Source organism: Streptomyces yunnanensis (genome assembly GCF_029011865.1).
GTDB classification, from domain to species: domain Bacteria; phylum Actinomycetota; class Actinomycetes; order Streptomycetales; family Streptomycetaceae; genus Streptomyces; species Streptomyces yunnanensis.
The window spans coordinates 6,969,452-6,991,758 of sequence record NZ_CP095749.1; the positions used below are offsets into that span (position 1 = coordinate 6,969,452).

General features: G+C 74.2%; 15 protein-coding genes and 1 pseudogene. 11 read left to right on the forward strand and 5 right to left on the reverse strand.

The features are described from left to right. Positions 1 to 162: 162 nt before the first annotated feature. The 3 genes from MOV08_RS30380 to pgfA all read left to right on the forward strand — a co-directional run bounded on the left by MOV08_RS30380 (position 163) and on the right by pgfA (position 3,423). The gene (locus tag MOV08_RS30380) at positions 163 to 2,049 is read left to right on the forward strand and encodes a lytic transglycosylase domain-containing protein (RefSeq protein ID WP_275309610.1); all 1,887 of its coding nucleotides are present in this window, start codon (positions 163 to 165) and stop codon (positions 2,047 to 2,049) included. A gap of 168 nt (positions 2,050 to 2,217) precedes the next feature. Further along, entirely contained in the window at positions 2,218 to 2,352 is a 135-nt protein-coding gene (locus tag MOV08_RS30385; RefSeq protein ID WP_107080348.1) for an SPW_0924 family protein, read from the forward strand. Between the two features lie 72 nt (positions 2,353 to 2,424). Then, on the forward strand, positions 2,425 to 3,423 hold the full coding sequence (pgfA, locus tag MOV08_RS30390; protein WP_275311934.1) for a cell envelope lipid trafficking protein PgfA: 999 nt from the start codon (positions 2,425 to 2,427) through the stop codon (positions 3,421 to 3,423). A 153-nt stretch (positions 3,424 to 3,576) separates the two neighbouring features. On the opposite strand, the gene hrpB is transcribed toward pgfA, so the two are convergent. After that, positions 3,577 to 6,213, reverse strand: a complete 2,637-nt coding sequence (gene hrpB / locus MOV08_RS30395; protein ID WP_275309611.1) for an ATP-dependent helicase HrpB — start codon at positions 6,211 to 6,213, stop codon at positions 3,577 to 3,579. A 52-nt stretch (positions 6,214 to 6,265) separates the two neighbouring features. Beyond that, positions 6,266 to 7,099 (reverse strand): class I SAM-dependent methyltransferase, encoded by an 834-nt coding sequence (locus tag MOV08_RS30400; RefSeq protein ID WP_039637506.1) that lies wholly within the window; start codon positions 7,097 to 7,099, stop codon positions 6,266 to 6,268. Positions 7,100 to 7,471: 372 nt separating this feature from the next. Here MOV08_RS30400 and rpsA point away from each other — a divergent pair, with 372 nt between their 5' ends. Next, complete coding sequence (gene rpsA, locus MOV08_RS30405) at positions 7,472 to 8,983, forward strand: 30S ribosomal protein S1 (protein WP_016575406.1); 1,512 nt, start codon at positions 7,472 to 7,474, stop codon at positions 8,981 to 8,983. A 201-nt stretch (positions 8,984 to 9,184) separates the two neighbouring features. Here rpsA and MOV08_RS30410 read toward each other — a convergent pair. Further along, positions 9,185 to 9,903, reverse strand: a pseudogene (locus MOV08_RS30410) (right-handed parallel beta-helix repeat-containing protein); the annotation flags it as partial. A gap of 419 nt (positions 9,904 to 10,322) precedes the next feature. On the opposite strand from MOV08_RS30410, the gene MOV08_RS30415 reads away from it, so the two are divergent. The 4 genes from MOV08_RS30415 (at position 10,323) to MOV08_RS30430 (ending at position 13,144) form a co-directional block, all read left to right on the forward strand. Next, complete coding sequence (locus MOV08_RS30415) at positions 10,323 to 11,276, forward strand: PAC2 family protein (protein WP_039637508.1); 954 nt, start codon at positions 10,323 to 10,325, stop codon at positions 11,274 to 11,276. 202 nt (positions 11,277 to 11,478) lie between these two features. Further along, positions 11,479 to 12,069, forward strand: a complete 591-nt coding sequence (gene coaE, locus MOV08_RS30420) for a dephospho-CoA kinase (RefSeq protein ID WP_275309612.1) — start codon at positions 11,479 to 11,481, stop codon at positions 12,067 to 12,069. Between the two features lie 23 nt (positions 12,070 to 12,092). After that, entirely contained in the window at positions 12,093 to 12,524 is a 432-nt protein-coding gene (locus MOV08_RS30425) for a cupin domain-containing protein (protein ID WP_275309613.1), read from the forward strand. A 209-nt stretch (positions 12,525 to 12,733) separates the two neighbouring features. Then, positions 12,734 to 13,144: a tetratricopeptide repeat protein gene (locus MOV08_RS30430; RefSeq protein WP_275309614.1), complete on the forward strand. Its 411-nt coding sequence runs from the start codon at positions 12,734 to 12,736 to the stop codon at positions 13,142 to 13,144. A 44-nt stretch (positions 13,145 to 13,188) separates the two neighbouring features. Here the strand turns inward: MOV08_RS30430 and MOV08_RS30435 are convergent, their stop codons facing one another. Further along, entirely contained in the window at positions 13,189 to 13,494 is a 306-nt protein-coding gene (locus MOV08_RS30435) for a DUF6343 family protein (RefSeq protein ID WP_052286958.1), read from the reverse strand. Positions 13,495 to 13,540: 46 nt separating this feature from the next. After that, positions 13,541 to 15,097: a UvrD-helicase domain-containing protein gene (locus tag MOV08_RS30440; RefSeq protein WP_275309615.1), complete on the reverse strand. Its 1,557-nt coding sequence runs from the start codon at positions 15,095 to 15,097 to the stop codon at positions 13,541 to 13,543. A gap of 742 nt (positions 15,098 to 15,839) precedes the next feature. Between MOV08_RS30440 and MOV08_RS30445 the strand changes: the two genes are divergently transcribed. The 3 genes from MOV08_RS30445 to MOV08_RS30455 are packed head-to-tail and all read left to right on the forward strand — an operon-like array spanning position 15,840 to position 22,266. Further along, positions 15,840 to 18,758 carry a DEAD/DEAH box helicase gene (locus tag MOV08_RS30445; RefSeq protein WP_275309616.1) on the forward strand — a complete coding sequence of 973 codons (2,919 nt, stop codon included), beginning with the start codon at positions 15,840 to 15,842 and terminating at the stop codon, positions 18,756 to 18,758. Further along, complete coding sequence (locus MOV08_RS30450) at positions 18,755 to 20,308, forward strand: SWIM zinc finger family protein (RefSeq protein ID WP_275309617.1); 1,554 nt, start codon at positions 18,755 to 18,757, stop codon at positions 20,306 to 20,308. The genes MOV08_RS30445 and MOV08_RS30450 overlap by 4 nt, the downstream gene beginning before the upstream one ends. Continuing rightward, positions 20,305 to 22,266: a helicase-associated domain-containing protein gene (locus MOV08_RS30455; protein WP_275309618.1), complete on the forward strand. Its 1,962-nt coding sequence runs from the start codon at positions 20,305 to 20,307 to the stop codon at positions 22,264 to 22,266. Before MOV08_RS30450 ends, MOV08_RS30455 begins: the two co-directional genes overlap by 4 nt. The last annotated feature ends 41 nt before the right edge of the window (positions 22,267 to 22,307 follow it).

Here is a 22,307-nt window from a genome sequence, read left to right on the forward strand (position 1 = left end):
GATCATTATGTGGCTGATGGGAGTGGTGGCTGCGCGGCCCGAGTTGTCGTAGTGTCGCCGGAGTTGAGGCGCTGGGGAGCGCGATACGGCGTCACGCACAAGTGGCCAGGCACCGGCGATCAGGTGTGCACGCGGTAGGTCGACACGGAGGGGACACCAGGTATGGCAGCCACATTCCGGCGGCGGCTCCAAAGAGGAGCGGCCTCGACGGCCGTGGCGGCAGCGGCGCTGGCCGCGCTGACCGCCTCTCAGGCGCCCGGTGCCGCCGACCATCCGGCGGCCCGCGCCGACCGCAGCCCCGCACCGCCCGCCGACACCCCCATCGACGGCGGCTCTTCGTACTTCACCGACCGACCGCCCCTCAAGACCCCCGCCCCGCCGAAAGGTTCCGGCCACTCCGGCGACACCGGCAGCGGGACGCACGCCCCGTCCCAGGCGGGCATCCCGGCCACCGTCCTGGCCGCCTACAAGAAGGCCGAGGCGGACCTCCGGGCCTCCGACCCGAGCTGCCGGCTGCCCTGGCAACTGCTCGCCGCGATCGGCGAGGTGGAGTCCGGTCACGCCCGCGGCGGCGCGGTCGACGCGCAGGGCACCACCCTCCGGCCGATCCTCGGCCCCCAGCTCAACGGCCGTGGCTTCGCCCTGATACCCGACACCGACGGCGGTCGCTACGACGGCGACACCACCCACGACCGCGCCGTCGGCCCGATGCAGTTCATCCCCTCCACCTGGTCCCAGGGCGGGCCCCACGGCACGGGCTGGGGCGCCGACGGCAACGGCGACGGCATCAAGGACCCCAACAACGTCTTCGACGCGACCCTCGCCGCCGGCCGCTACCTCTGCGCCGACGGCCGCGACCTGTCCGACCGGGCCGACCTCGACCGGGCCGTGCTCGGCTACAACGACTCCACCGCGTACCTGAACCTGGTGCTGTCCTGGTACACGTTCTACCGGAACGGCACGTTCGAGGTACCGGACGGCAAGGGGCCGCTCCCCGTCCACCGCGGCGGCACCTCCGACACCGTCGGCGGCCCCGGCGACCAGCGCCGCGGCGAGGCGAAGGGCACACCCCCGACCCCCGGCGGCAAGGGCGGACAGCACACGCCCGACGAGCCGGCGACACCGGGCGGTTCGTCCGGAACCCCCGGCTCCACCGGTCCTGGCCATGACGGCGGCACGACGGCCCCCGCGCCGTCCCCGAAGCCGAAGCCCACGCCGGACCCCAAGCCCACCCCGGACCCGAAGCCGAAGCCGAAGCCGCCCACGAAGCCGGCCCCGCTCACCGCCCTGGAGGCCGTCGCCGACAAGGACGGCACGCGCCTGACGGCCACCGTGGGCACCGACTTCGCCACCGCGCCGCGGGTCCGCGCCAAGGACGCCGACGGCAAGCCGGTGGCCGGCGCCACCGTCCGCTTCACCCTCACCGGCAGCACCGGAACCGTCCCCCACGGTCTCACCTTCGTTCGAGCAGGGGGTGCCCCCATCCCCGGCGGCGCCACCACGGTCACCGTCACCACCGGCAAGGACGGCCTGGCCACCGCCCCGACGCTGCACGCCGGCGACACCGCCGGCCCGTTCACCGTCCGTGCCACCGCCGCCGTCCGCGACGTGCGCCCGGTCGACTTCGCCGGCACGGTCACGGCCAAGCCCGCGCCGAAGGCCGACGCCCTCGCCCGGACCTCCGACAAGGCGCTGACCACGGCGGCCGGCGGTGCGTACGCCGACGACGCCGTCCAGATCAAGGCGACCTACCAGGGCAAGGCAGCGGCCGGCGTCCCGATCACCGCCACCCTGGTCACCGACGACCCGAAGAAGCCCGTCGAGAACGACCGGGGCCCCTACTTCAAGGACCCCAAGGCCACCGGCGCCGACAAGGACAAGCCGGTCCGCACGCTCACCGGACTCACCACCGACGCCAACGGCCAGCTCACCCTCCCGAAGCTCTACACCGACTCCCACCCGGGCACCTTCCGGCTCCGGCTGACCACCGCCGACGGCACCGTGCTGACGGTCGCCCTCACGGTGACGGCACCGCCCGCCGCCTCCTGACCGCCCGGTCCACGCCCCCGGCCCTCGTGGCCGTACCGCCACCGCCGTCCCGCCCGTACACCCGGGCGGGGCGGCGGTGGCGGTGAAACGTGTTCTCATCTCGGCCGCCCGTTGCTACCGTGCCCCCGCCCTGACGCTGCATCAGTTCAGTTCTCCGGGAGGACGGCCATGCGCGCCCTGACAGCAGCCGCGATCGGCCTGGCCGCGGCGCTCGCCCTCATCTTCACCGTCACCGCGATCGGCGCCCCCGAGGGCCGGACGTCCCCCGAGCCGCTGTTGACCACCGTCCCCGCACACCCCTGAGGGAGGGACGCCACCGCCATGCGCCGAACCCCGCCCGGCACCGGGGCGCACGCGTCGAAGCCGCGAAGAGGGATGCGCCGCACCGCGAGCCTCGTCCTGCTCGGCCTCGCCGCCTTCTTCACCGCGCTGTCCCCGCTGATGCGCTGGTACGCCTTCCCCCGCCTCGCGAAGATCCCACCCAGCCAGTACCAGGCCATGGTCCTGGAGGCCAGGCCCGCCACCCTCCTCGACTACGGCACCATGAAGGCCCGACAGGTCCCCGAGGTCACCATCGTCCAGACCCTCAAGGGCAACGTCGCCGAGGCCCACCGGGTCGAGCAGGCCACCGGCCGCGACGTCGTGGTCTGGGACGCCCTCTCCTTCGTGGCTGGCCCCGACGGCAAGATGGTCTCCGAGATCCCCGAGCGCTACGTCTTCGACGCGCACTCCCAGGAACCCGTCCACGCCGCCGGCGAGATGGTCGACGGCGACCCCGTGCGCCGCTCCGGCATCGAGTACAAGTGGCCGTTCCTCACCGAGAAACGCGACTACGCCTACTTCGACGCCCAGACCCGCACCTCGGCCCCCATCCACTACAAGGGGACCCGGACCTTCCACGGCCTGGAGGTCTACTACTTCGAGCAGACCATCCCCTGGACCAAGGTCCCGCTGCCCAAGAAGATGCCGGTCAAGGGCATCACCCCGGAGGCCGTCCAGAAGATGGGCACCACCCGCTGGTACTCCACCACGCGGATGTTCTGGGTCGACCCGGTCACCGGCGCCCCCGTCAACGGCGAGGAGATCCACAAGGAAGAGCTGCGCGGCGGCCAACTGCTCCCCGGCGGCGGCAAGGTCACCGCATTCGCCGGCCATGTGAAGATGCGCGCCGACTACGTCGACTCCACCCTGGCCCTGGTGAAGTCCCAGCGCACCCTCGTCCTGCTCCTCACCAGCTACCTCCCCTGGGGCTTCCTGGCCCTCGGCGCCCTCCTCCTCGCCGCCAGCCTGCACCTCGAGGCCCGCGGCCGGCGCCCCGGCCCACAGGACCCGGCGCAACCTGCGGTCGAGGGCGTTGTCAGTGGCGGGCCGTAGCGTGGAGACATGACACCGACGAACCGCCCGCAGAAGCTCCGAACGCCGTCCTGCCGAGGGGAGTTGGCGTACCCGCACGCCCCAGACGTCGGGGTAGGAGCGGGCGCCCGGGCCCGTCCGGCGCGCGGCGGGACCGCCCCGCCCGGCGGGCTCTCACCCCCGCCGCAGCCGCGCCGAGGTGTGCCGGGTCGGTTCGGCCGTCGAAGGGTCCTCCGGCCAGGGGTGCTTGGGGTAGCGACCGCGCAGCTCCGCCCGGACGGCCCGGTAGCCGTCCCGCCAGAAGGAGGCCAGGTCCGCCGTGACCGCCGCCGGCCGCCCCGCCGGCGAGAGCAGGTGCACCAGCACCGGCACCCGCCCGCCCGCCACCCGCGGCGACTCCCGCAGCCCGAACAACTCCTGCAGTTTGACCGCCAGTACGGGCTGCTCGCCGCCGTAGTCCACCCGCACCCGGGAACCACTCGGCACCTCGATCCGCTCCGGCGCCAGCTCCTCGAAGCGCACCGCCTCACCGGTCGCCCACGGCAGCAGCCGGGTCAGCGCCTGTCCCGCGTCCACCCGCGCCAGATCGGCCCGCCGCCGGGCCCGCCCCAGCTCGGTCCCCAGCCAGTCCTCGACGCGCTCCAGCAGCGCCGCGTCCGACACCTCCGGCCACGGCGCGCCCAACTCCCGGTGCAGGAACGCCATGCGCTGCCGCACCGCGGTCGCCCCGGCCGTCCACCGCAGCAGCCCGAGCCCCTCCCGCCGCAGGCCCTCGACGACCGCGTCCCGCAGCAGCCCGGGATCCGGTGCGCTCAGCGCACGGGCCGACAGCTCGATCGCGCCGAGCCGGGTCACCTGCCGGGCCACCACCTCGCCGTCCGCCCAGTGCACCTCCTCCCCGGCGGAATACAGTGCCCCGGCCGCGGCGCGGGCGGTCTCCTCGTCGATCACGGCCGCCAGCCGGACCCGCGCGGACGCCGCGGCGACCGGCCGGTCCGCCACCGCGACCGCCAGCCAGGCCGCGTCCCGCAGCCGCGATCCGTCCCCGGCCCGGCCCCCGGCCCCCGCCCCGGCCAGATCGGCCCCGGTCCCGGACGCCATCAGGTAGCTGCCGGCCCCGCGCGCCCGGGCCACCCGCTCCGGGAAGGCCAGCGCCGCGAGCAGTCCGGCGACCGCGTCCTCGGACGCGGCGCCCCCGGCCGCCGGCCCCCGCCGCTCCCCGGGGCCCCGCTCCGGCTCCCCGGCGGCCGCCGCCAGCCGCCGCGTCTCCTGCCGCCACCGCGCGGCGTAGGCGTCGCCGCCCCGGCGCGCGGTGCGCCACGCGGCCGCCAGATCGTCCCCGTAGGACCGCGGCGGCTCCTCGCTCAGCAGCGCCACCACCTCCGCCGCGCGCCGCACACCGACCTCGGTCGCGCCGTCCAGCAGTGCGCGGGCCAGTCGGGGGTGCAGTCCCAGCCGCGCCATCCGCACGCCCCGCTCGGTCGCCCGGCCCGCCGCGTCCACCGCGCCGATCGCCGTCAGCACCTCCCGGGCCGCGGCCAGCGCCCCGGCCGGCGGTGCGTCCAGCAGCGCCAGCCCGCTCGCCGTCGGATCGCCCCAACAGGCCGTCTGAAGGGCGAACGCGGTCAGATCGGCGACCTTGATCTCCGGATCCGGGAAGCGCGGCAGCCGTCCGTCCTCCCCCTCGGCCCAGCAGCGGTAGACCACCCCGGGCTCCTGCCGGCCGGCCCGCCCGGCCCGCTGCCGCGCCGCCGCCCGAGAGGCACGGACGGTCGTCAGCGCGCTGAGCCCACGCGCGTGGTCCATCCGCGGCACCCGCGCCAGCCCGCTGTCCACCACGACCCGCACCCCGGGCACGGTCAGGCTGGACTCCGCCACGGAGGTCGCCAGGACGACCCGGCGGGCCCCTCCTCCCTTCTCGGCATCGCTCGAACGGGAGGTACCCCCACCGCCCGCCAACACCGCGTCCTGCACCTCGGCCGGCGCCCGCCCGTGCACCTGCAGCACCTCGGCGTCCACCCCCGCCAACTGCCCCGCCACCCGTGCGATCTCGCCGACCCCGGGCAGGAAGCACAGCACGTCACCGGCCTGTTCCCGCAGCGCCCGCCGCACCACGGCGGCGACGTGCGCCAGCAGCGCCGGATCCACCCGCATCCCGTGCGGCGGCGCGACCGGCCGCTCCGGCGGCGCCCACACCACCTCCACCGGGTGCGAGACCCCCGTCGCGGCCACCACCGGAGCCGGCTCCCCGCCGCCCAGAAGCCGAGCCCACCCCTCCGCGTCGGTCGTCGCGGAGGCCGCCAGCAGCCGCAGCTCCGGCCGCAGCGCCGCCCGTACGTCCAACAGGAAGGCCGCGCAGGTGTCGGCGTCCAGATGCCGCTCGTGGCACTCGTCCAGCACCACGACGTCCACCCCGGCCAGCTCCGGATCGCGCTGCAGCCGCTGCAACAGCACCCCGGTGGTCACCACCTCCACCGCCGTACGCGGCCCGGCCCGCCGCTCCCCGCGCACGGTGAAGCCGACGCGGTCGCCCACCCGCTCGCCCAGCAGCCACGCCATCCGCCGGGCCGCCGCGCGCGCCGCGATCCGGCGCGGCTCGGCGACGACCACCCGCCGCCGCGGCCCCTCGCCGGTCAGCCCGGCGAGCTCCAGCGGCACCAGGGTCGTCTTGCCGGTGCCCGGCGGCGCGCACAGCACCGCGGCACCGGTCGTGTCGAGAGCGTCGCGCAGCGCGGGCAGCGCACTGCGGACGGGCAGCTGGGCGAGGGCGGCGCCGGGCGTCCCGGCGGCCGGGGAAGGGCTGAGGCTCACCGCTCCAGTCTGCCGCCCGGCCGCTACGCCCCGGCCGCCCGCCCCGGGAGCATCACGCCCCGTCCGCCGCACACACGAAGATCGCCGTCCCCGGGATCAGATGCCCCCGCAGCGGCGACCAGCCGCCCCACTCCTGGGTGTTCCACTCCGGCCACTCCGGTTCGACGAGGTCCACCAGCCGGAAGCCGGCCGCCACCACGTCCCGCACCCGGTCGCCCAGCGTCCGGTGGTGCTCCACGTACACCGCCCGCCCGCTCTCGTCCTGCTCGACGTACGGCGTGCGGTCGAAGTACGACGCCGCCACCGACAGCCCCTCCGGCCCCGGCTCGTCGGGGAACGCCCAGCGGATCGGATGGGTCACCGAGAAGACGAACCGCCCGCCCGGCCGTAGCACCCGCCGCACCTCGCGCAGCACCTGCACCGGCTCGGCGACGAACGGCAGCGCCCCGTAGGCGGAACACGCCAGGTCGAAGGAGTCGTCGCGGAACGGCAGCGCGCCCGCGTCCGCCTCCACCAGGTCGACGGGGCCGTCGGCCGTCCCGCCGGCGATCCGCAGCGCGTGCTGGAGCTGTCGGTGGGAGAGGTCCAGGGCCACCGGGAACGCCCCCTGGGCCGCCAGCCAGCGGGAGCACTGCGCCGCGCCGGCGCCGATTTCCAGGACGCGCCGTCCCTTCAGTTCGGCGGCCGGCCCCAGGAGCGCGGCGTCCGCCTCGTCGAGCCCCTCCGGGCCCCAGACGAACCGGTCGTCCCCGAGGAACGCGCCGTGCTCCCTCTGGTACTCGTCCGCATTGCGGTCCCACCAGCCGCGACTGGCCCGGCTGCTCTCGGCGTCCGAGGCGTCACGGCGAGTCGCCTCCGGCTCGTTGTCCATTGCGTATTGGCTCATCGCGCCCGTCGTCGTAGTCTTCGCTGTGCTTGTCGCAGCGGGGGACTGTGAGGCCGTACGACCTCGCGGAACATCGCGTGCGCCGGTTATGGAGCGTTCTGTCCCCGGTGTGCGCCTTTCGCGCATTGACCCTGTCCGGCTGCCCCCGTATGCTACAAGTTGCGCTGCGGGCCTGCGCGCCTCGGACGGAGCAGGCCGCGCTCGCATCTGTATGAATGTCCCCTCGGTTTTGAGGCGTTTCGGGATGCTCCGGTTTTGCGGGGCTTCCGGAGGATGCGCCTTAGACGCTGTCCGGTCTGATGCAGAGGCGATACGGGCTCTCGGCGTAGCAGTACCTACGACTTCAATGTCCGTACCGGAGCCCTTTCCCACATGACGAGCAGCACCGAGACCACCGCCACCACCCCGCAGGTTGCGGTCAACGACATCGGTAACGAGGAAGCTTTCCTCGCCGCGATCGACGAGACGATCAAGTACTTCAACGACGGCGACATCGTCGACGGCGTCATCGTGAAGGTCGACCGGGACGAGGTCCTGCTCGACATCGGTTACAAGACCGAAGGCGTCATCCCGAGCCGTGAGCTCTCGATCAAGCACGACGTCGACCCCAACGAGGTCGTCGCCGTCGGTGACGAGATCGAGGCCCTTGTCCTTCAGAAGGAGGACAAGGAAGGCCGCCTGATCCTCTCGAAGAAGCGCGCCCAGTACGAGCGTGCCTGGGGCACCATCGAGAAGATCAAGGAAGAGGACGGGATCGTCACCGGTACCGTCATCGAGGTCGTCAAGGGTGGTCTCATCCTCGACATCGGCCTCCGCGGCTTCCTCCCGGCCTCCCTGGTCGAGATGCGCCGTGTCCGCGACCTTCAGCCCTACGTGGGCAAGGAGCTCGAGGCCAAGATCATCGAGCTGGACAAGAACCGCAACAACGTGGTCCTGTCCCGCCGCGCCTGGCTGGAGCAGACCCAGAGCGAGGTCCGTCAGACCTTCCTCACCACCCTCCAGAAGGGTCAGGTGCGCTCCGGCGTCGTCTCCTCCATCGTCAACTTCGGTGCCTTCGTGGACCTGGGTGGCGTCGACGGTCTCGTCCACGTCTCCGAGCTGTCCTGGAAGCACATCGACCACCCGTCCGAGGTTGTCGAGGTCGGCCAGGAGGTCACGGTCGAGGTCCTGGACGTCGACATGGACCGCGAGCGCGTCTCCCTGTCGCTCAAGGCGACCCAGGAAGACCCGTGGCAGCAGTTCGCCCGCACCCACCAGATCGGCCAGGTCGTGCCCGGCAAGGTCACGAAGCTGGTGCCGTTCGGTGCGTTCGTCCGCGTGGACGAGGGCATCGAGGGTCTGGTCCACATCTCCGAGCTGGCCGAGCGCCACGTGGAGATCCCGGAGCAGGTCGTCCAGGTCAACGACGAGATCTTCGTCAAGGTCATCGACATCGACCTCGAGCGTCGTCGCATCAGCCTCTCGCTGAAGCAGGCCAACGAGTCCTTCGGTGCCGACCCGTCGGCGGTCGAGTTCGACCCGACCCTGTACGGCATGGCCGCGTCCTACGACGACCAGGGCAACTACATCTACCCCGAGGGCTTCGACCCCGAGACCAACGACTGGCTCGAGGGCTACGAGACGCAGCGCGAGGCCTGGGAGAACCAGTACGCCGAGGCGCAGCAGCGCTTCGAGCAGCACCAGGCCCAGGTCATCAAGTCCCGCGAGGCCGACGAGCAGGCTGCGGCCGAGGGTGCTGCCGCTCCGGCGGCCGGCGGCCAGGGCGGCGGCGGCAACGTCTCCGGTGGCTCGTACTCCTCGGAGTCGGCGGACAACTCCGGCGCCCTGGCGTCGGACGAGGCCCTTGCCGCGCTCCGCGAGAAGCTGGCCGGCGGCCAGAGCTGAACGGTTCCACCCGTCAGCGCTAGCCGGTTGAGGTAGCTGAAGACGTGAGGCCCGCTCCCTTCGGGGGGCGGGCCTTCGTCATGGCGTGGGCCGGTGCCGGTGCCGGTGGGCCGGAGCGGATCGGAATGCGTCGGATCGGCCGCGGGGTGGGCGCGTCGCTGGGCGGGCGCGTCGCTGGGCGGGCGCGGCGCGCCAGCCGACGGGGATTCCCGGGTCGGCGACGCCCCGGCCGCCGCTGACCGTGTTGTCACCCGCGATGGCGACCGGGCAGTCGCCCGCGTCGTAGTGGGTGACGCTGAAGCCGTAGCGGCCCACGCCGGTGGCTCCGCCCAGATCGGAGCGGTTGCCGCGGAAGACCGTGCCCTGGACGTTGTCGCTCCTGTCGTCCGTGCCGCCCGCGCTGCCCGCATAGACGCCCTCGCCCATCCCCCGGCCGTCCTTGCCGGTGTCACGGACGGTGGAGTTCCGGATGATCCCGTCCTTGCCGGACGTGCGGAAGTGCACGCGCTCCATGGCCAGGCCGTGGACGGTGACCGTGCCGATCACCACGCCGTTCACGGAGTCCATCACGATGCCCTTCTGGCCGCCGGCGACGGTGATGTCCTGGACGGTCCAGTAGGGCGCCCCGTCCAGATGGAGGCCGTAGCCGCCGCTGTCGGTGAGCACGGCCTGACCGAACCGGTCAGGGTGATGCGGGCCGCGACGCTGCCGGCCGTGATGGCCGAGAAGTTGCCGTGGTGGGTGCCGTCGGCGAGCCGGATGGTGTCGCCGGGTGCGGCGGCGGCCAGCGCGCTCTTGAGCTGTGCGGCGGTCGAAACCTCGACGGTGCGGGCGGGGGAGGGCGTCGCGGAGACGGAGGCGGAGGCAGTGGTGCCGGCCGGGGCGGGCGTCCCCTGGGCGGTGCCCAGGGAGTCGGCCATGAGCAGGAGCGTGGCGGCGGCGAGGGGCCCGGTGTGTATTCAACTGCCCGTCCATATATGAACGTTGGGCGGGAATGCGCATCGCGGGAGCGGTGGCGAAGCTAGAGGCACGGACCAAGGGGCGTCAAGGGTTCGGGGTGGAGCGGGATGGCGTGGAGGGGCGCCTGAGGTGGGGCGGGAGTGAAGGCGTGGCGTGGCAACTGGGTGGGGAGGCGCGGGGGTTCATCGACGTGAACGACGGGGCGCTGGCGGTGGTGGGGGACTGCCGGAGCGGGAGGGGGCCCGGGTGATCTCGGAGGGGCGGACGGGAGGGGCGGACGGGAGGGAGTTCCGGAGAAAGGGGGCGGGAATGCCGGCTCGGGAATGCCGGGGCCCCTCCGGGACGTTCTTGCCCTTGGACACGAGGAGGAGCGGTCACTGTGTTGGATCCCCAGGGTTTGTACGAATGGGAGCCGAGCGGGCTCGCGGCGGTCGAGGCGATCACGGCCAGGGACTCCGCCGGTCTGGTGCTGCTGTACCACTTCGACGGCTACATCGATGCCGGCGAGACCGGCGACCAGATCGTGGAGAGGCTGTTGGACGGCCTGCCGCACCGGGTCGTGGCGCGCTTCGACCACGACCGGCTGGTCGACTACCGTGCGCGCCGGCCGCTGCTCACCTTCGAACGGCACCGCTGGACCTCGTACGAGGCCCCGCGCATCGAACTGCACCTGGTCCAGGACGCCACCGGGGCGCCCTTCCTGCTGCTGTCCGGGCCCGAACCGGACGTGGAGTGGGAGCGGTTCGCCGCGGCGGTGCGCCTGATAGTGGAGCGGCTCGGCGTCCGGCTGTCGGTCAACTTCCACGGCATCCCGATGGGTGTGCCGCACACCCGGCCGGTGGGGCTCACCCCGCACGGCAACCGCACGGACCTGATGCCGGGGCACAGCAGCTTCTTCGACGAGGCCCAGGTGCCCGGCAGCGCGGAGTCCCTGGTCGAGTTCCGGCTGGCCGAGGCGGGGCACGACGTCCTGGGCGTGGCGGCGCACGTGCCGCACTACATCGCCCGGTCCGCGTACCCGGACGCCGCGCTGACCGCACTGGAGGCGGTGACCGCCGCCACCGGACTGGTGCTGCCGAACGCCGCGCACGCGCTGCGCACGGAGGCGCTGCGGACGCAGGAGGAGATCGAGCGACAGATCTCCGAGGGCGACGAGGAACTGGTCGCCCTGGTCAGCGGCCTTGAGCACCAGTACGACGCGGTGGCCGGGGCGGAGACCCGGGGCAATCTCGTCGCCGAGCCGGTGGAACTCCCGTCGGCCGACGAGATCGGCCGGGAATTCGAACGATTCCTGGCGGAGCGCGAGGCCGAAGGCGGCGGGGGCGCGATCTGAGGCGGGTGCGGGGCAGGGCCGGGCCGGGCGACTTCCGCTGTCGGGCTTCTCTGTCGGGCTTCTTCCCTGCCTTGCTCTGCCCTGCCCTGCTGTGCCGTGTCTTGCCTTTGCCGGTACGGATGGTGGGGGTGGTGCGGCGTCGGTCGGGTGTGGAGTGCCGCCCGGGAGTTCTGCCGCGGGTGCAGGCGTATAGCGTGGGGCCATGGTGAAGGTGGGGCTGACCGGCGGGATCGGTGCCGGCAAGAGTGAAGTGTCGCGGCTGCTGGCGTCGTACGGCGCGGTGATCGTGGATGCGGACAAGATCGCACGCGAGGTCGTCGAGCCCGGGACCCCTGGACTCGCGGCCGTGGTCGAGGAGTTCGGGGCGGAGGTCCTCGCGGCTGACGGCACCCTGGACCGGCCGAAGCTGGGCGCGTTGGTCTTCTCCGACCAGGAGAAGTTGAAGGCGCTCAACGCGATCGTGCACCCGCTCGTGGGCACGCGGTCGGCCGAACTCGAGGCGTCGGCCGGGCCGGACGCCGTGGTCGTCCACGACGTGCCGCTCCTGACCGAGAACGGTCTGGCGCCGCTCTACGACCTGGTGGTGGTCGTCGACGCGACACCGCAGACCCAGCTGGACCGGTTGGTGCGGCTGCGCGGTATGGCGGAGGACGAGGTGAGGCGGCGGATGGCGGCGCAGGCCACCCGCGAGGAACGCCTGGCCATCGCCGACCTGGTGATTGACAACGACGGCCCGCTGGAGGCGTTGGAGCCCCAGGTCCGCGAGGTGTGGGAGCGCCTGCGGGGCGCCTGAGACCGGGCGGTAGCCTCACCGCCATGACAGCAGCTACCGATCTCGATTCCGAGACCCCCGCCGCAGCGGCGTCCGGCCCTGCCGCCGGCGGTGCCGATGCCGCTCCCGCCTCCTTCGTGGTGAACGTCCCCGGCCTCGCCGACGCCGACCTGGAGCCCGAGCCCCTCGACCCCGAACAGGTCGTCTCCGGCGACCCGGTGGTGACCGGCAAGGTGCTGTGGGAGTCGCCGGACGGCAGCCAGATCCGGGGCATCTGGCAGATCACGCCGGGCGTGGTGACGGACACCGAGGCCAACGAGCTGTTCGTGGTCGTCAGCGGACGCGCCACCATCGAGGTCGAGGGCGGTCAGGTACTCGAGGTGGGGCCGGGCGACGCCTGCGTCCTGCGCGAGGGCGACCGCACCCGGTGGACGGTGCACGAGACGCTGCGCAAGACCTACCACATCAGCCTCTAGCGGCGGGTGCATCGGCGTCAGCGTGAGGGGCTGACGTCGGTGCGGGACGCGCCACCGGTGGCCGGGTACCCGACGGGACGAGACCGTCGGACCGGGAATGCGGCAACAAACCCCGAGTGTTAACGACGTGGTTGTTGCACCGCACAGATCGCGGTACGGAGCATGGTCATCCCTGGCATGCCCGACGACACCCGGAGAGGAGACGGTCCGTGCCCGAGCGCAGTCCCGCGACGCACGTCATCGACTACCGTGCCGCCGAGCAGCTGCTGGCCGCCCGTGATCCACGAGGCGCGATCCGGCTGCTCGATTCCGTCATCACCGCACACCCCGAGAACACCGCAGCCCGACTGCTGCGCGCCCGCGCCTTCTTTCTCGCCGCCCAACTCCGTGCCGCGGAGCTGGAGTTCCAGATCGTGCTGGAACGCGAGCCGGACAACGCCTTCGCGCACTTCGCCCTCGCCCGCACCCTGGAACGCGGCAGCCGGCCCGACGAGGCCCTGCGTCACTTCCGCCTGGCAGCGGCCCTCGAACCGCGCCCGGAATTCCTCGAAGCGGCCCGCTTCGCGCCGGGCCGGGGCAACGGTGACCGAGCGGGCGGCCCGGACGACGGAACTCCGTGAGCACCGCCCATGAGCGCACCACCCACCGCCGGTGACGGTCGCGACTACGGCCTGGAGTCGCGCCGTCGGCCGGCGGCGCGACGTATCTCGTTGCGTCCCCGGTCGGGCTCGTAGGGCGGAATGTTCCTGCCGGGCTGGTAGTGAGGCCCCTGGCGGATGTGTCGGATCACCATGACCAGGTCCGCGGCGGCGACCGCCGCGAGTGCCGCGCAGGCGGCCGCCCACTGCGGCCGGCCGGCCATCACGAAGGCCACGGTGCCGGCGACGGCCCACAAAAGTCCCCACAGCGCCAGCCCGCACCGAATTCTCAGTGGGCTGCGTGCGTGAAGAGGCTCATCACCCGAGCGCATCGCTCCCCATCTCCTCCCTCCAGCATCCTCCGGATCGATACGCGTGTCATGTGTCGCGTCCTCCCTTGCCGACCGCCGCTCTCGGGCGTCGTCCTTCCTTCCCCGGCGGGGCGCCGCCTTCGGGGCGGGGATCGCCCGCCGGGTGGGTGTTGATCCAGGACAGCCCGCCGATGTCGAGCCGCGAGCGGGCGCGGGTCACCGCGACATAGGCCAGGCGTGCCTCGTCGAGGTCGATCGGGCCGGGCAGCGGCGCGCCGTCCTCGTCGCGCTCGTCGACATCGTCGGGGCAGGTGAAGTCGTCGGCGATGCGTACGCTCGACCACTCGCGGCCCTTGGCGCGGTGGGCCGTGGACACCGTCACCTCGGCGGACGCCTCGGGCGAGAGCCGGTCCAGGGCACCCAGCACGGTGTCCGCGCCGTGTTCGTCGATGAGCTCCACCAGGGGCAGCAGGTCGCGTCCCGCCGGGTCGAACTCCGCGTACTCGCGCAGCTCGCACCAGCTCTCGAAGAGCATCAGCTCGGGGTGAGCGGTGCGCCGGCCCGATGCGAGATCGTGTGCGGCACGGGCCAAGGCGCTCAGGGGCTCACCACCGCCCGCGAGCGCGACCCGCCGATGGGCGTCCAACTGCCGTATCACCTCGACCATGGCGCCCACATTCGTCCGGCACAGGATCGCGTCGGGCGCGGCGAGCCGGCACAACTCGGTCTCCTGGCGGGGCGACCCGGTGAGGCGGATGGGCGCGTCGATGATCGCCAGCCAGCGGTTGGCCTCGGACGCCAGGGTGGGGCCGAAGCGGAAGGATCGCGAGAGGCTCAGGTGGGTGCCGTCGAAGCCGGTCATCACGTCGCGGGCGCCGCGCCAGCCGTAGATGGCCTGCGCGGAGTCCCCGACCAGGACCAGCTGGGCGTGGGCGCGCTGCGCGGTGAGGACCTGTTCGACGACCGGGTTGGTGTCCTGTGCCTCGTCCAGGAGGAGGAAGTCGGCCGGGATGACGGGGGCGCTCAGCGCCCACATCTTGAGGTAGTGGTCGTGCTCGAAGCGGACCACGCCGTGGTCGGGACGGTGCAGATCGGCCCAGGCCCTGCGGGCGTAGGGCAGGACGAGGCCGGCGAGCTGGGTGTGCAGCGGCTCGGACTCGGCTCCGCGCAGCGGGGGGACGTGATGGTGGGCGATCTCCTTGTCGGCGGACTGGCAGAAGCGGGTGACGGTGCGCAGGACGGTGTAGGAGAGGGCTTTGTTGTTGACCTTGCGCGGGCCGATGCGTAAGCACATGCCCTCCTCGATGCCGAGGGCGGCGCCGGTGCGCCAGCCCGCCAGGCGTGGGGCGTTCAGGCGCGCCTGGTAGTGCCTGCCCACCGCGGTGTACGCGAGGGCGTGGGCGGTTCCGCAGGTCACCTCGGTGGGGAAGGCACGGGCGGCGTGGCGGGCGACGGCGCGGTTGAAGGCGAGGTAGCGGCCGGTGCGGCGCTGTCGGCGCGCGGTGTGCGCCAGCATCGCGAGGGTCGTCGTCTTCCCGGTGCCGGCGCCGGCCTGGATCACGAGATGGGCGCCGGTCGGAAAGGCTTCGGCCGCGGCGGTCTGCTCGGGGGTGGGGGTGTGCATGGGGACTCCTCATCGGGTTCGGTCGACGGGCTGCGGTGGTTGTGGTGGGCCGTGGTGGTGTGCGGTGGGCAGCCGCGGGCAGCAGTGCTTTGCCGTGCGCGGCGGTGAGCCGGCGGATGTCGCGGGTGGCCACCCCGCGAGCAATTTCGTCACTGAATGTAATCGACTTGGCGCGGGGGTGGGCGGGGCGCCTTCGGCCTGTGGATAACTTCGTCGTGGAGCTTCCGCGTGTCGTCCGATGGGTGCCATCGACGCGTCTTTGTGCTGGTCGGACGGGTGTGGCCGGAGGGTGACGGGTGTGCCGCGGCGCTGCGTGCGGGCTGCGCGGGAGGCTGGGCGCGGCGGATTGTCAGTGGCGTCTGCTTTCCTCGACATCACGCAGAGCCGCGACGGCGGAAGCGCCGGGGAAGACCGCGAGGGAACCGCAAGAGCACCAAGAGAGACGAGGGGAGGGGAGGGCGGAAGCGAAGCCAGCAAGGGAGGCGCGGGGCGGCCCTTCGAGGAACGCGCCGCGGCCGTCGGTGATCGCCGCGGCCGCCGGAGAACGACGGGGGAGGACGACATGGCGACGACCGTAGACTCGCAGGTCGGGGACGTAGCAGAAGGCAGGCGGGCACGAGGGGCCCGGTGGGCGCCGTTACCGGCGCCGAAGGATCCGACGGCAGGGGACGGCATGGCGAGGTGGCAGGAGGCGTCGAGAGGGGCGCCTCGGCCGTCGATCACCCCTGCCGAGGGAGCGCCCATGGCGGCGCGTGCGGCAGACGGGGCGGCACCGGACGTGGCGGGGTGTGCCGCGATCTTCCTGCCCGCCCGGACGCCGCGCGCCGGGGCGGTCGCCTTCTGGCGGCCGGACGGCGGGCCGCTGCCCGACACCGTGGCCGGCACGACCGAGGGGGACGAGGGCCAGGAGGCGGGGCCGCAGGGCGAGGTCGCGCAGCTGACCGTCGCCCGGCGGCACGGCAACGGGGCACGGAGCCGTACGGTGCCGGCCCTGGTGCTTCCCCTGCCCGAAGCCGTTCCGGTGCTGGTCCGGGCCCGGCACGCCCCCGACGCCCACCCCGCCGCGGTCTGCTGGGGCGCGGCCACCCTGCACGCCCTGCACCTCGCCGCCCGCGGCCGCCTGCTGCCGGGGCTGACCGGAGAGGACGCCGACGCCTGGCGAGCCGGCCCGCTCGACCCGGACGACGTCGCGCACCTGCGGGCCATCGCCGCCGCCATGCCGGGAGAGGCGTACGCCGCACCGCTGCCCGACAGCCGGCCACTGCAACTCCCCGATCCGGCCGCCCTGGTGCGACAGTTCGTCGATGCCGTCGTGGACACCCTGCCGCGCACTCCGGCCGCGGCACTGGTGGCCGCTGCCCCGTTCGCCGCGACGGCGCCGCAGTACCTCCCCGCCGCCCGGGAGTGGGCGGCCGAGGTCGCGGCCGGTACCGACGCCGGGGTGGGGCTCTCGCTCCGCCTCGACCTTGCCCCGCACCAGCTCTTCGACGGCAGGGCGGAGGACACGCCCGCGGAGGAGGGCGTGCCGGGCGGGGCCGGGGGAGCGGCGACGTCCGGAGCCGCCGAGGAGCGCCGCGCCGCGGCGGCCGTCCTCCAGGTCCACAGCCGCACCGACCCGACCCTGGTGGCCGACGCCCGCCAGCTGTGGGAAGGCGAGGCACCCGACCCCTTCGGCCCGCGGTCCTGCGCCGACACGCTCCTCGCGCTACGCCGCGCCACCCGCGTCTGGCCCCCGCTCGGCCGCCTTCTGGAGCGCCCCGTCCCCGACGTGCTCCCGCTCAGCGAGGACGAGTTGTACGACCTGCTGGCCGAGGCGGCGGGGCGCCTCGGTGCCGCCGGGGTGGCCGTCCACTGGCCCAGGGAGCTGACCCGCGGCCTGACGGCGACAGCGGTGCTGCGACCCGCGCCGGGGTCGGCGGCGGACGGTTTCGGCTTCTTCGACGCCGGCCAACTAGCTCAGTTCCGATGGCAGTTGGCCATGGACGGCGTGCCGCTCAGCGAGGCCGAGATGGACGCCCTCGCCGAGGCGCACCGCCCGATGGTGCGGCTGCGCGACCAGTGGGTCCTGGTCGACCCCGGGCTGGTCCGCAAGGCACGCAAACGCGAACTGGGCTATCTGGACCCGGCCGGAGCGCTCGTCGCGACGCTCGACGGCACCGCGGAGGTGGACGGCGAGACGGTCGAGGTGGTGCCCCTGGGCGCGCTCGCCGCCCTGCGCTCCCGGCTCACCACCCAGGAGCGTCCGCTGCCCCAGCCGCCCGGACTCCGCGCGACCCTGCGCGACTACCAACTGCGCGGCATGGCCTGGCTCGACACCATGGTCTCGATCGGGCTGGGCGGTTGCCTGGCCGACGACATGGGCCTGGGCAAGACCATCACCGTCATCGCACTCCACCTCCACCGGCGGCCCTCCGCGCCCGTCCTCGTCGTCTGCCCCGCCTCCCTGCTCGGCAACTGGCAGCGCGAGATCGAGCGCTTCGCCCCCGGCACGCCCGTGCGCCGCTTCCACGGCGCCGGCCGCAGCCTCGACGGCGTGGACGGCGGCTTCGTGCTCACGACCTACGGCACGATGCGCAGCAGCGCCACCGAACTGGGCGGCCGTAGCTGGGCATGGGTCGTCGCCGACGAGGCGCAGCACGTGAAGAACCCGCGTTCCTCGACCGCCAGGGCGCTGCGCGGCATCAAGGCCCCGGCGCGGATCGCGCTCACCGGCACGCCCGTCGAGAACAACCTCTCCGAGCTGTGGGCGCTGCTGGACTGGACGACCCCCGGGCTGCTCGGCCCGCTCAAGACGTTCCGTGCGCTGCACGCCCGGGAGGTCGAGGGCGGCGAGGACCCGCACGCGGCGGAGCGACTGGCCCGATTGGTGCGGCCGTTCATCCTGCGCCGCAAGAAGTCCGACCCCGGGATCGTGCCCGAGCTCCCGCCCAAGACCGAGACGGACCATCCGGTCCCGCTGGGGCGCGAACAGGCCGCCCTGTATCAGGCCGTGGTGCGCGAGACCCTGGCCCGGATCGAGAGCGCCGAGGGCATGGCGCGGCGCGGCCTGGTGATGAAGCTGCTCACCGCCCTCAAGCAGATCTGCAATCACCCCGCGCAGTACCTCAAGGAGACCGCTCCGGGACTCGCCGCGCGTTCCGGGAAGCTCGAACTGCTCGACGAACTCCTGGCCACCATCCTCGCGGAGGGCGGCGCCACCCTGGTCTTCACGCAGTACGTCGGGATGGCTCGGCTGCTCGAACGCCATCTCGCGGTCCGGGGCATCCCCCACCAACTCCTGCACGGGGGAACGCCGGTGGCCGAACGGGAGAGGATGGTCGAGCGCTTCCAGTCGGGCCGGACCCCGGTCTTCCTGCTGTCCCTGAAGGCGGCCGGCACGGGGCTGAACCTCACCCGCGCCGGACACGTCATCCACTACGACCGCTGGTGGAACCCCGCGGTGGAGGAGCAGGCCACCGACCGTGCCTACCGCATCGGCCAGACCCAACCCGTCCAGGTCCACCGGCTGATCACCGAGGGCACCGTGGAGGACAACATCGCCCAGCTCCTCACCGCGAAGAAGGCGCTCGCCGACGCGGTGCTCTCCGGTGGCGAGGGCGCACTCACCGAGCTGACCGACGCCGAACTCGCCGATCTCGTCTCCCTGAGGAGGGCCGGATGAGTCCCGGACACCTGCGCCGGGCCGTGGCCCCGGGGCGTGCCGCGGCGGCGGACCGGCTGGTCCGCGCCGACCGTTCGCGCACCTTCCCGCCGCTGCCGGGCCCCGACGGCCCCGACGGGTCGCAGACGGAATCCTGGTGGGGCCGGGCCTGGCTGACGGCGCTGGAGAGCAGTGCGCTCGATGCCGCCCGCCTGGGCCGGGGCCGGGCCTACGCCCGCGACGGGCACGTCGACACGATCAACATCACCCCGGGCCGGGTGATCGCCACCGTACGGGGCAGCCGCCCCCGCCCGTACAGCGCCGAGGTCCGCGTCAGGACGCTGACCGAGCAGGAGTGGGATGCCCTCCTGGACGGCGTCGCAGCCCGTCCCGACCGGCTCACCGCGCTGCTGGCAAAGGAGTTGCCGCGTGCGCTGGCCGAGGGGGAGGTGTCGCTCCTCCCTGGGGCGGGGGAGTTGACGCCCCGCTGCTCGTGCCCGGACAGCGGCCGGCCCTGCAAGCACGCCGCAGCGCTCTGCTTCCAGGTGGCCCGGTTGCTGGACGCCGACCCCTTCGTCCTGCTGCTGATCCGTGGCCGGGGCGAGCGGGAGCTCCTCGACGAGCTCGCGCGCCGCAACGCCGGTCACGGGGCACGGGAGGACCGGGGGCGGGCCGCGGCCCTGGCCGCCATGGCACCCGGGAGCGGAGGGGCATCCTCGGAGTCCGCGTCCGGTGCGGAGCCAGGGGGCCCCTCGGCGACCGGGCGTGCGCCCGTGCCCGGGCCCGGCGTTGCCGGTGCGTCCGGATCCGGAGCGGCGGGCCGCACCGCATCGCCCGGTGCGGTGCGGCCCGGAACGGCCGTCGAGAGCGGTGGACGGACCGCGTCACCGGCGGCCGCCTCCCGCGGTGTCCTCGCCCGGGAGGCGCTCGCCGATCGGCCCCGGCCGTCGCTTCCGCCGCCCGCTGCGTTGCCGGCCGAGCCCGGTCGACCACCGGCCCTCCCGGACACCGGCGATCTCCCGTTCGACGCCGCCACCCTCGAACTCCTCGCCGCCGACGCCGTGGCACGCGCCCATGCCTTCCTGGCCGCAGCCGGGCCCACCGGGGGCGGCGATCCGGCCGGCCCCGGTCCGTTCGCGACGCTGCCCGTCTGGGAGGACGCCGTCCGGCTGGCCGCGACGGCCCACCCCACGGCCGGTCTGACCGCCACCACGCGCGCCCTGTACCGCGAGGTCGCGGCGGCGACCGGCCGCACCCCCGCGGACATCGCGCGTTCCGTCGCCGCCTGGCGACAGGGCGGCCCCGAAGGACTCGCCCTCCTGGAGCGCACCTGGAATCCCCCGGCCGGCGACTTCGACCGGGCCCGCAGCGCCCTCCTGGCCGCCGGACTGCCGGCGCTGCGCCCGCACCACAACCACCTCACCGACGCCGTTCGCGGCCTCCAGCTGCGCTTCGGCCGCGACCACCGCTGGTATCCCTACGAGTCCGAGCCCGGGGCCGAGGACTGGTGGCCCACCGGCCCCGCGGCACCGGACCCCGTGGGCGCCCTGACCACTCTGCTGGCACGATGACTAACCTCAAGGTCGTGGAAGGTCTCGACGCACTCACCCGCTCCCTCGCGCAGCGCACCCCCGAACAGCTCGCCGCACTCCTCACCCGGCACGCCGAGCCGCTCGCCCGCCGGCCCGCGCCCACCGAACTCCGCGGCCTGGCAGGCGCGTTGTGGTCCTACGAAACCCTCCACCACGTGGTGCTGCACCTGGATCACCCCCGGCTGCAGGTGCTCGCCACCGCGGCCCGCATCAGCCAGCAGCGGGCCGCCCGGGACGCCGCCGCGCCCGCCGCCCCCGCCCCGGGCGCCGACTACCAGTCCCTGATGGCCCACCGACTGTCCTTCCCGCAGCTGGCCAGTGAACCGGTCCGCCCCGAGGACATCTACGCGGCGCTCGGCGCCACCGCCCCCGGAGCCGGGCGGAGCGTCGCCGAAGCCGCCCTGGACGCCCTCTGCGCGGACGGCCTCGCCGCCGCCACCGAGGACGGCGCCGTCGTCGTGCCGCCGCGCGTCCCGCAACTCCTCGCCGCCCACGACCTCGGCCCGTTCACGCCGCACGCCCCGGCGCCCCTCCCCGAGGGCGCGTCGCCGCACGACCGGCGTCCCGGCGCCCCGACCGTGCCCGCCCCGCGCACCTCGGCGCACGACGAATCCCAGGCGTCCGCGGCACACCTGGCCACCACCGTGGAGCGGCTGCTCGCCTCCCTGGCCACCGAGCCCGCCACGCTCCGCAAATCAGGCGGGCTGACCGTCCGCGAGGTCAAGCGCCTGGCCAAGGCGGCCGGCGCCACCGAACCGCACACCCGACTCCTGCTCGATCTCGCCCTGGCCGCGGGCCTGATCGCGCTGACCCGCAGCCCGTCGGGGATCACCGCGCTGCCCACCCACGCCTACGACGACTGGCTCGGCCGTCCGCCCGGCGCCCGCCTCGCGCCCGTCCTGGCCGCCTGGCTCGCCCTCTGGGACGTCCCCACCCACACCCCGTTCGGCGAGACCCCGACCGCCCTGATCCGTGGCCACGACCGGCACGCCCCCGCGCTCCGGCACGCCCTCCTCGCCGCCCTGGCCGAGGTCCCCACGGGCGCCGGCGGCCCGACGTGCCCGCCCCTGCCGTTGCCCGACTCGCCGGAGGACGAGGCCGCCCTCGTGTCCCTGCGGCACCTGCTCCGGACGGCGGACTGGCACCGTCCGCTCGCCGTCACCGAGCAGCCGACGGCCGAGGAGCGCGCCCTCCACACCCTCCACGAGGCGGCCTCCCTCGGGCTCACCGCCCACGGCACCCTCACCCCGCTCGGCCGGGCCCTGCTCGCCGACCCGACGGACCTCGACGAGCCGCTGCGCGACCTGCTCCCGCCGCCCGTCGAACGGGCCCACCTCCAGGCCGACCTGACCGCCGTCGTGCCCGGCCGGCCCGCCCCCGCGCTCGCCGACCTGCTCACCTCCGCCGCCGACCGCGAGTCCGAGGGCCACGCCGTGACCTGGCGCTTCACCCCCGGCTCGGTCCGCCGCGCGCTGGACTCCGGCCACACCGCCGACACCCTCCGCGACGCCCTCACCGCCGCCTCGGCCACCGGCACCCTGCCGCAGCCCCTGGGCTACCTCGTCCAGGACACCGCCCGCACCCACGGCCGGATGCGGGTGGTGCCCGCCGCCTGCTGCATCCGCTCCGACGATGCGTCCCTGATCGCCGAACTCGCCGCCCACCACGCCCTGCGCGCGTTGGAGCTGCGTGCCCTCGCCCCGACCGTCCTGGTCAGCGCCCGCCCGCCGGCCGCCACCCTGGACGCCCTGCGCGCCGCGGGCTACGCCCCCGCGCTGGAGGCCGGCACCGGCGCCGCCACCGTCGAACGGCTCCCCGTCCACCGCACCGCGGCGCCCGGCCCCGCCCGCGATCCGCACGCCGCGCTCGCGCTCGCCCGGCGCCTCCTGGGGCAGCGGGCGGCGTCCCAGGAGAGCGCCACAAGTGGAGGCAGCTGATCCGTCCCGCGCCGTCGCGGGCGGTGCGGGCGGCGCGTCGC

Coding starts and splice junctions, on each gene's coding strand:
- MOV08_RS30380 (WP_275309610.1), top strand. CDS start 163: ATGGCAGCCACATTCCGGCGGCGGCTCCAAAGAGGAGCGGCCTCGACG.
- MOV08_RS30385 (WP_107080348.1), top strand. CDS start 2,218: ATGCGCGCCCTGACAGCAGCCGCGATCGGCCTGGCCGCGGCGCTCGCC.
- pgfA (WP_275311934.1), top strand. CDS start 2,425: ATGCGCCGCACCGCGAGCCTCGTCCTGCTCGGCCTCGCCGCCTTCTTC.
- MOV08_RS30400 (WP_039637506.1), bottom strand. CDS start 7,099: ATGAGCCAATACGCAATGGACAACGAGCCGGAGGCGACTCGCCGTGAC.
- rpsA (WP_016575406.1), top strand. CDS start 7,472: ATGACGAGCAGCACCGAGACCACCGCCACCACCCCGCAGGTTGCGGTC.
- coaE (WP_275309612.1), top strand. CDS start 11,479: ATGGTGAAGGTGGGGCTGACCGGCGGGATCGGTGCCGGCAAGAGTGAA.
- MOV08_RS30425 (WP_275309613.1), top strand. CDS start 12,093: ATGACAGCAGCTACCGATCTCGATTCCGAGACCCCCGCCGCAGCGGCG.
- MOV08_RS30435 (WP_052286958.1), bottom strand. CDS start 13,494: ATGCGCTCGGGTGATGAGCCTCTTCACGCACGCAGCCCACTGAGAATT.
- MOV08_RS30440 (WP_275309615.1), bottom strand. CDS start 15,097: ATGCACACCCCCACCCCCGAGCAGACCGCCGCGGCCGAAGCCTTTCCG.
- MOV08_RS30445 (WP_275309616.1), top strand. CDS start 15,840: ATGGCGGCGCGTGCGGCAGACGGGGCGGCACCGGACGTGGCGGGGTGT.
- MOV08_RS30450 (WP_275309617.1), top strand. CDS start 18,755: ATGAGTCCCGGACACCTGCGCCGGGCCGTGGCCCCGGGGCGTGCCGCG.
- MOV08_RS30455 (WP_275309618.1), top strand. CDS start 20,305: ATGACTAACCTCAAGGTCGTGGAAGGTCTCGACGCACTCACCCGCTCC.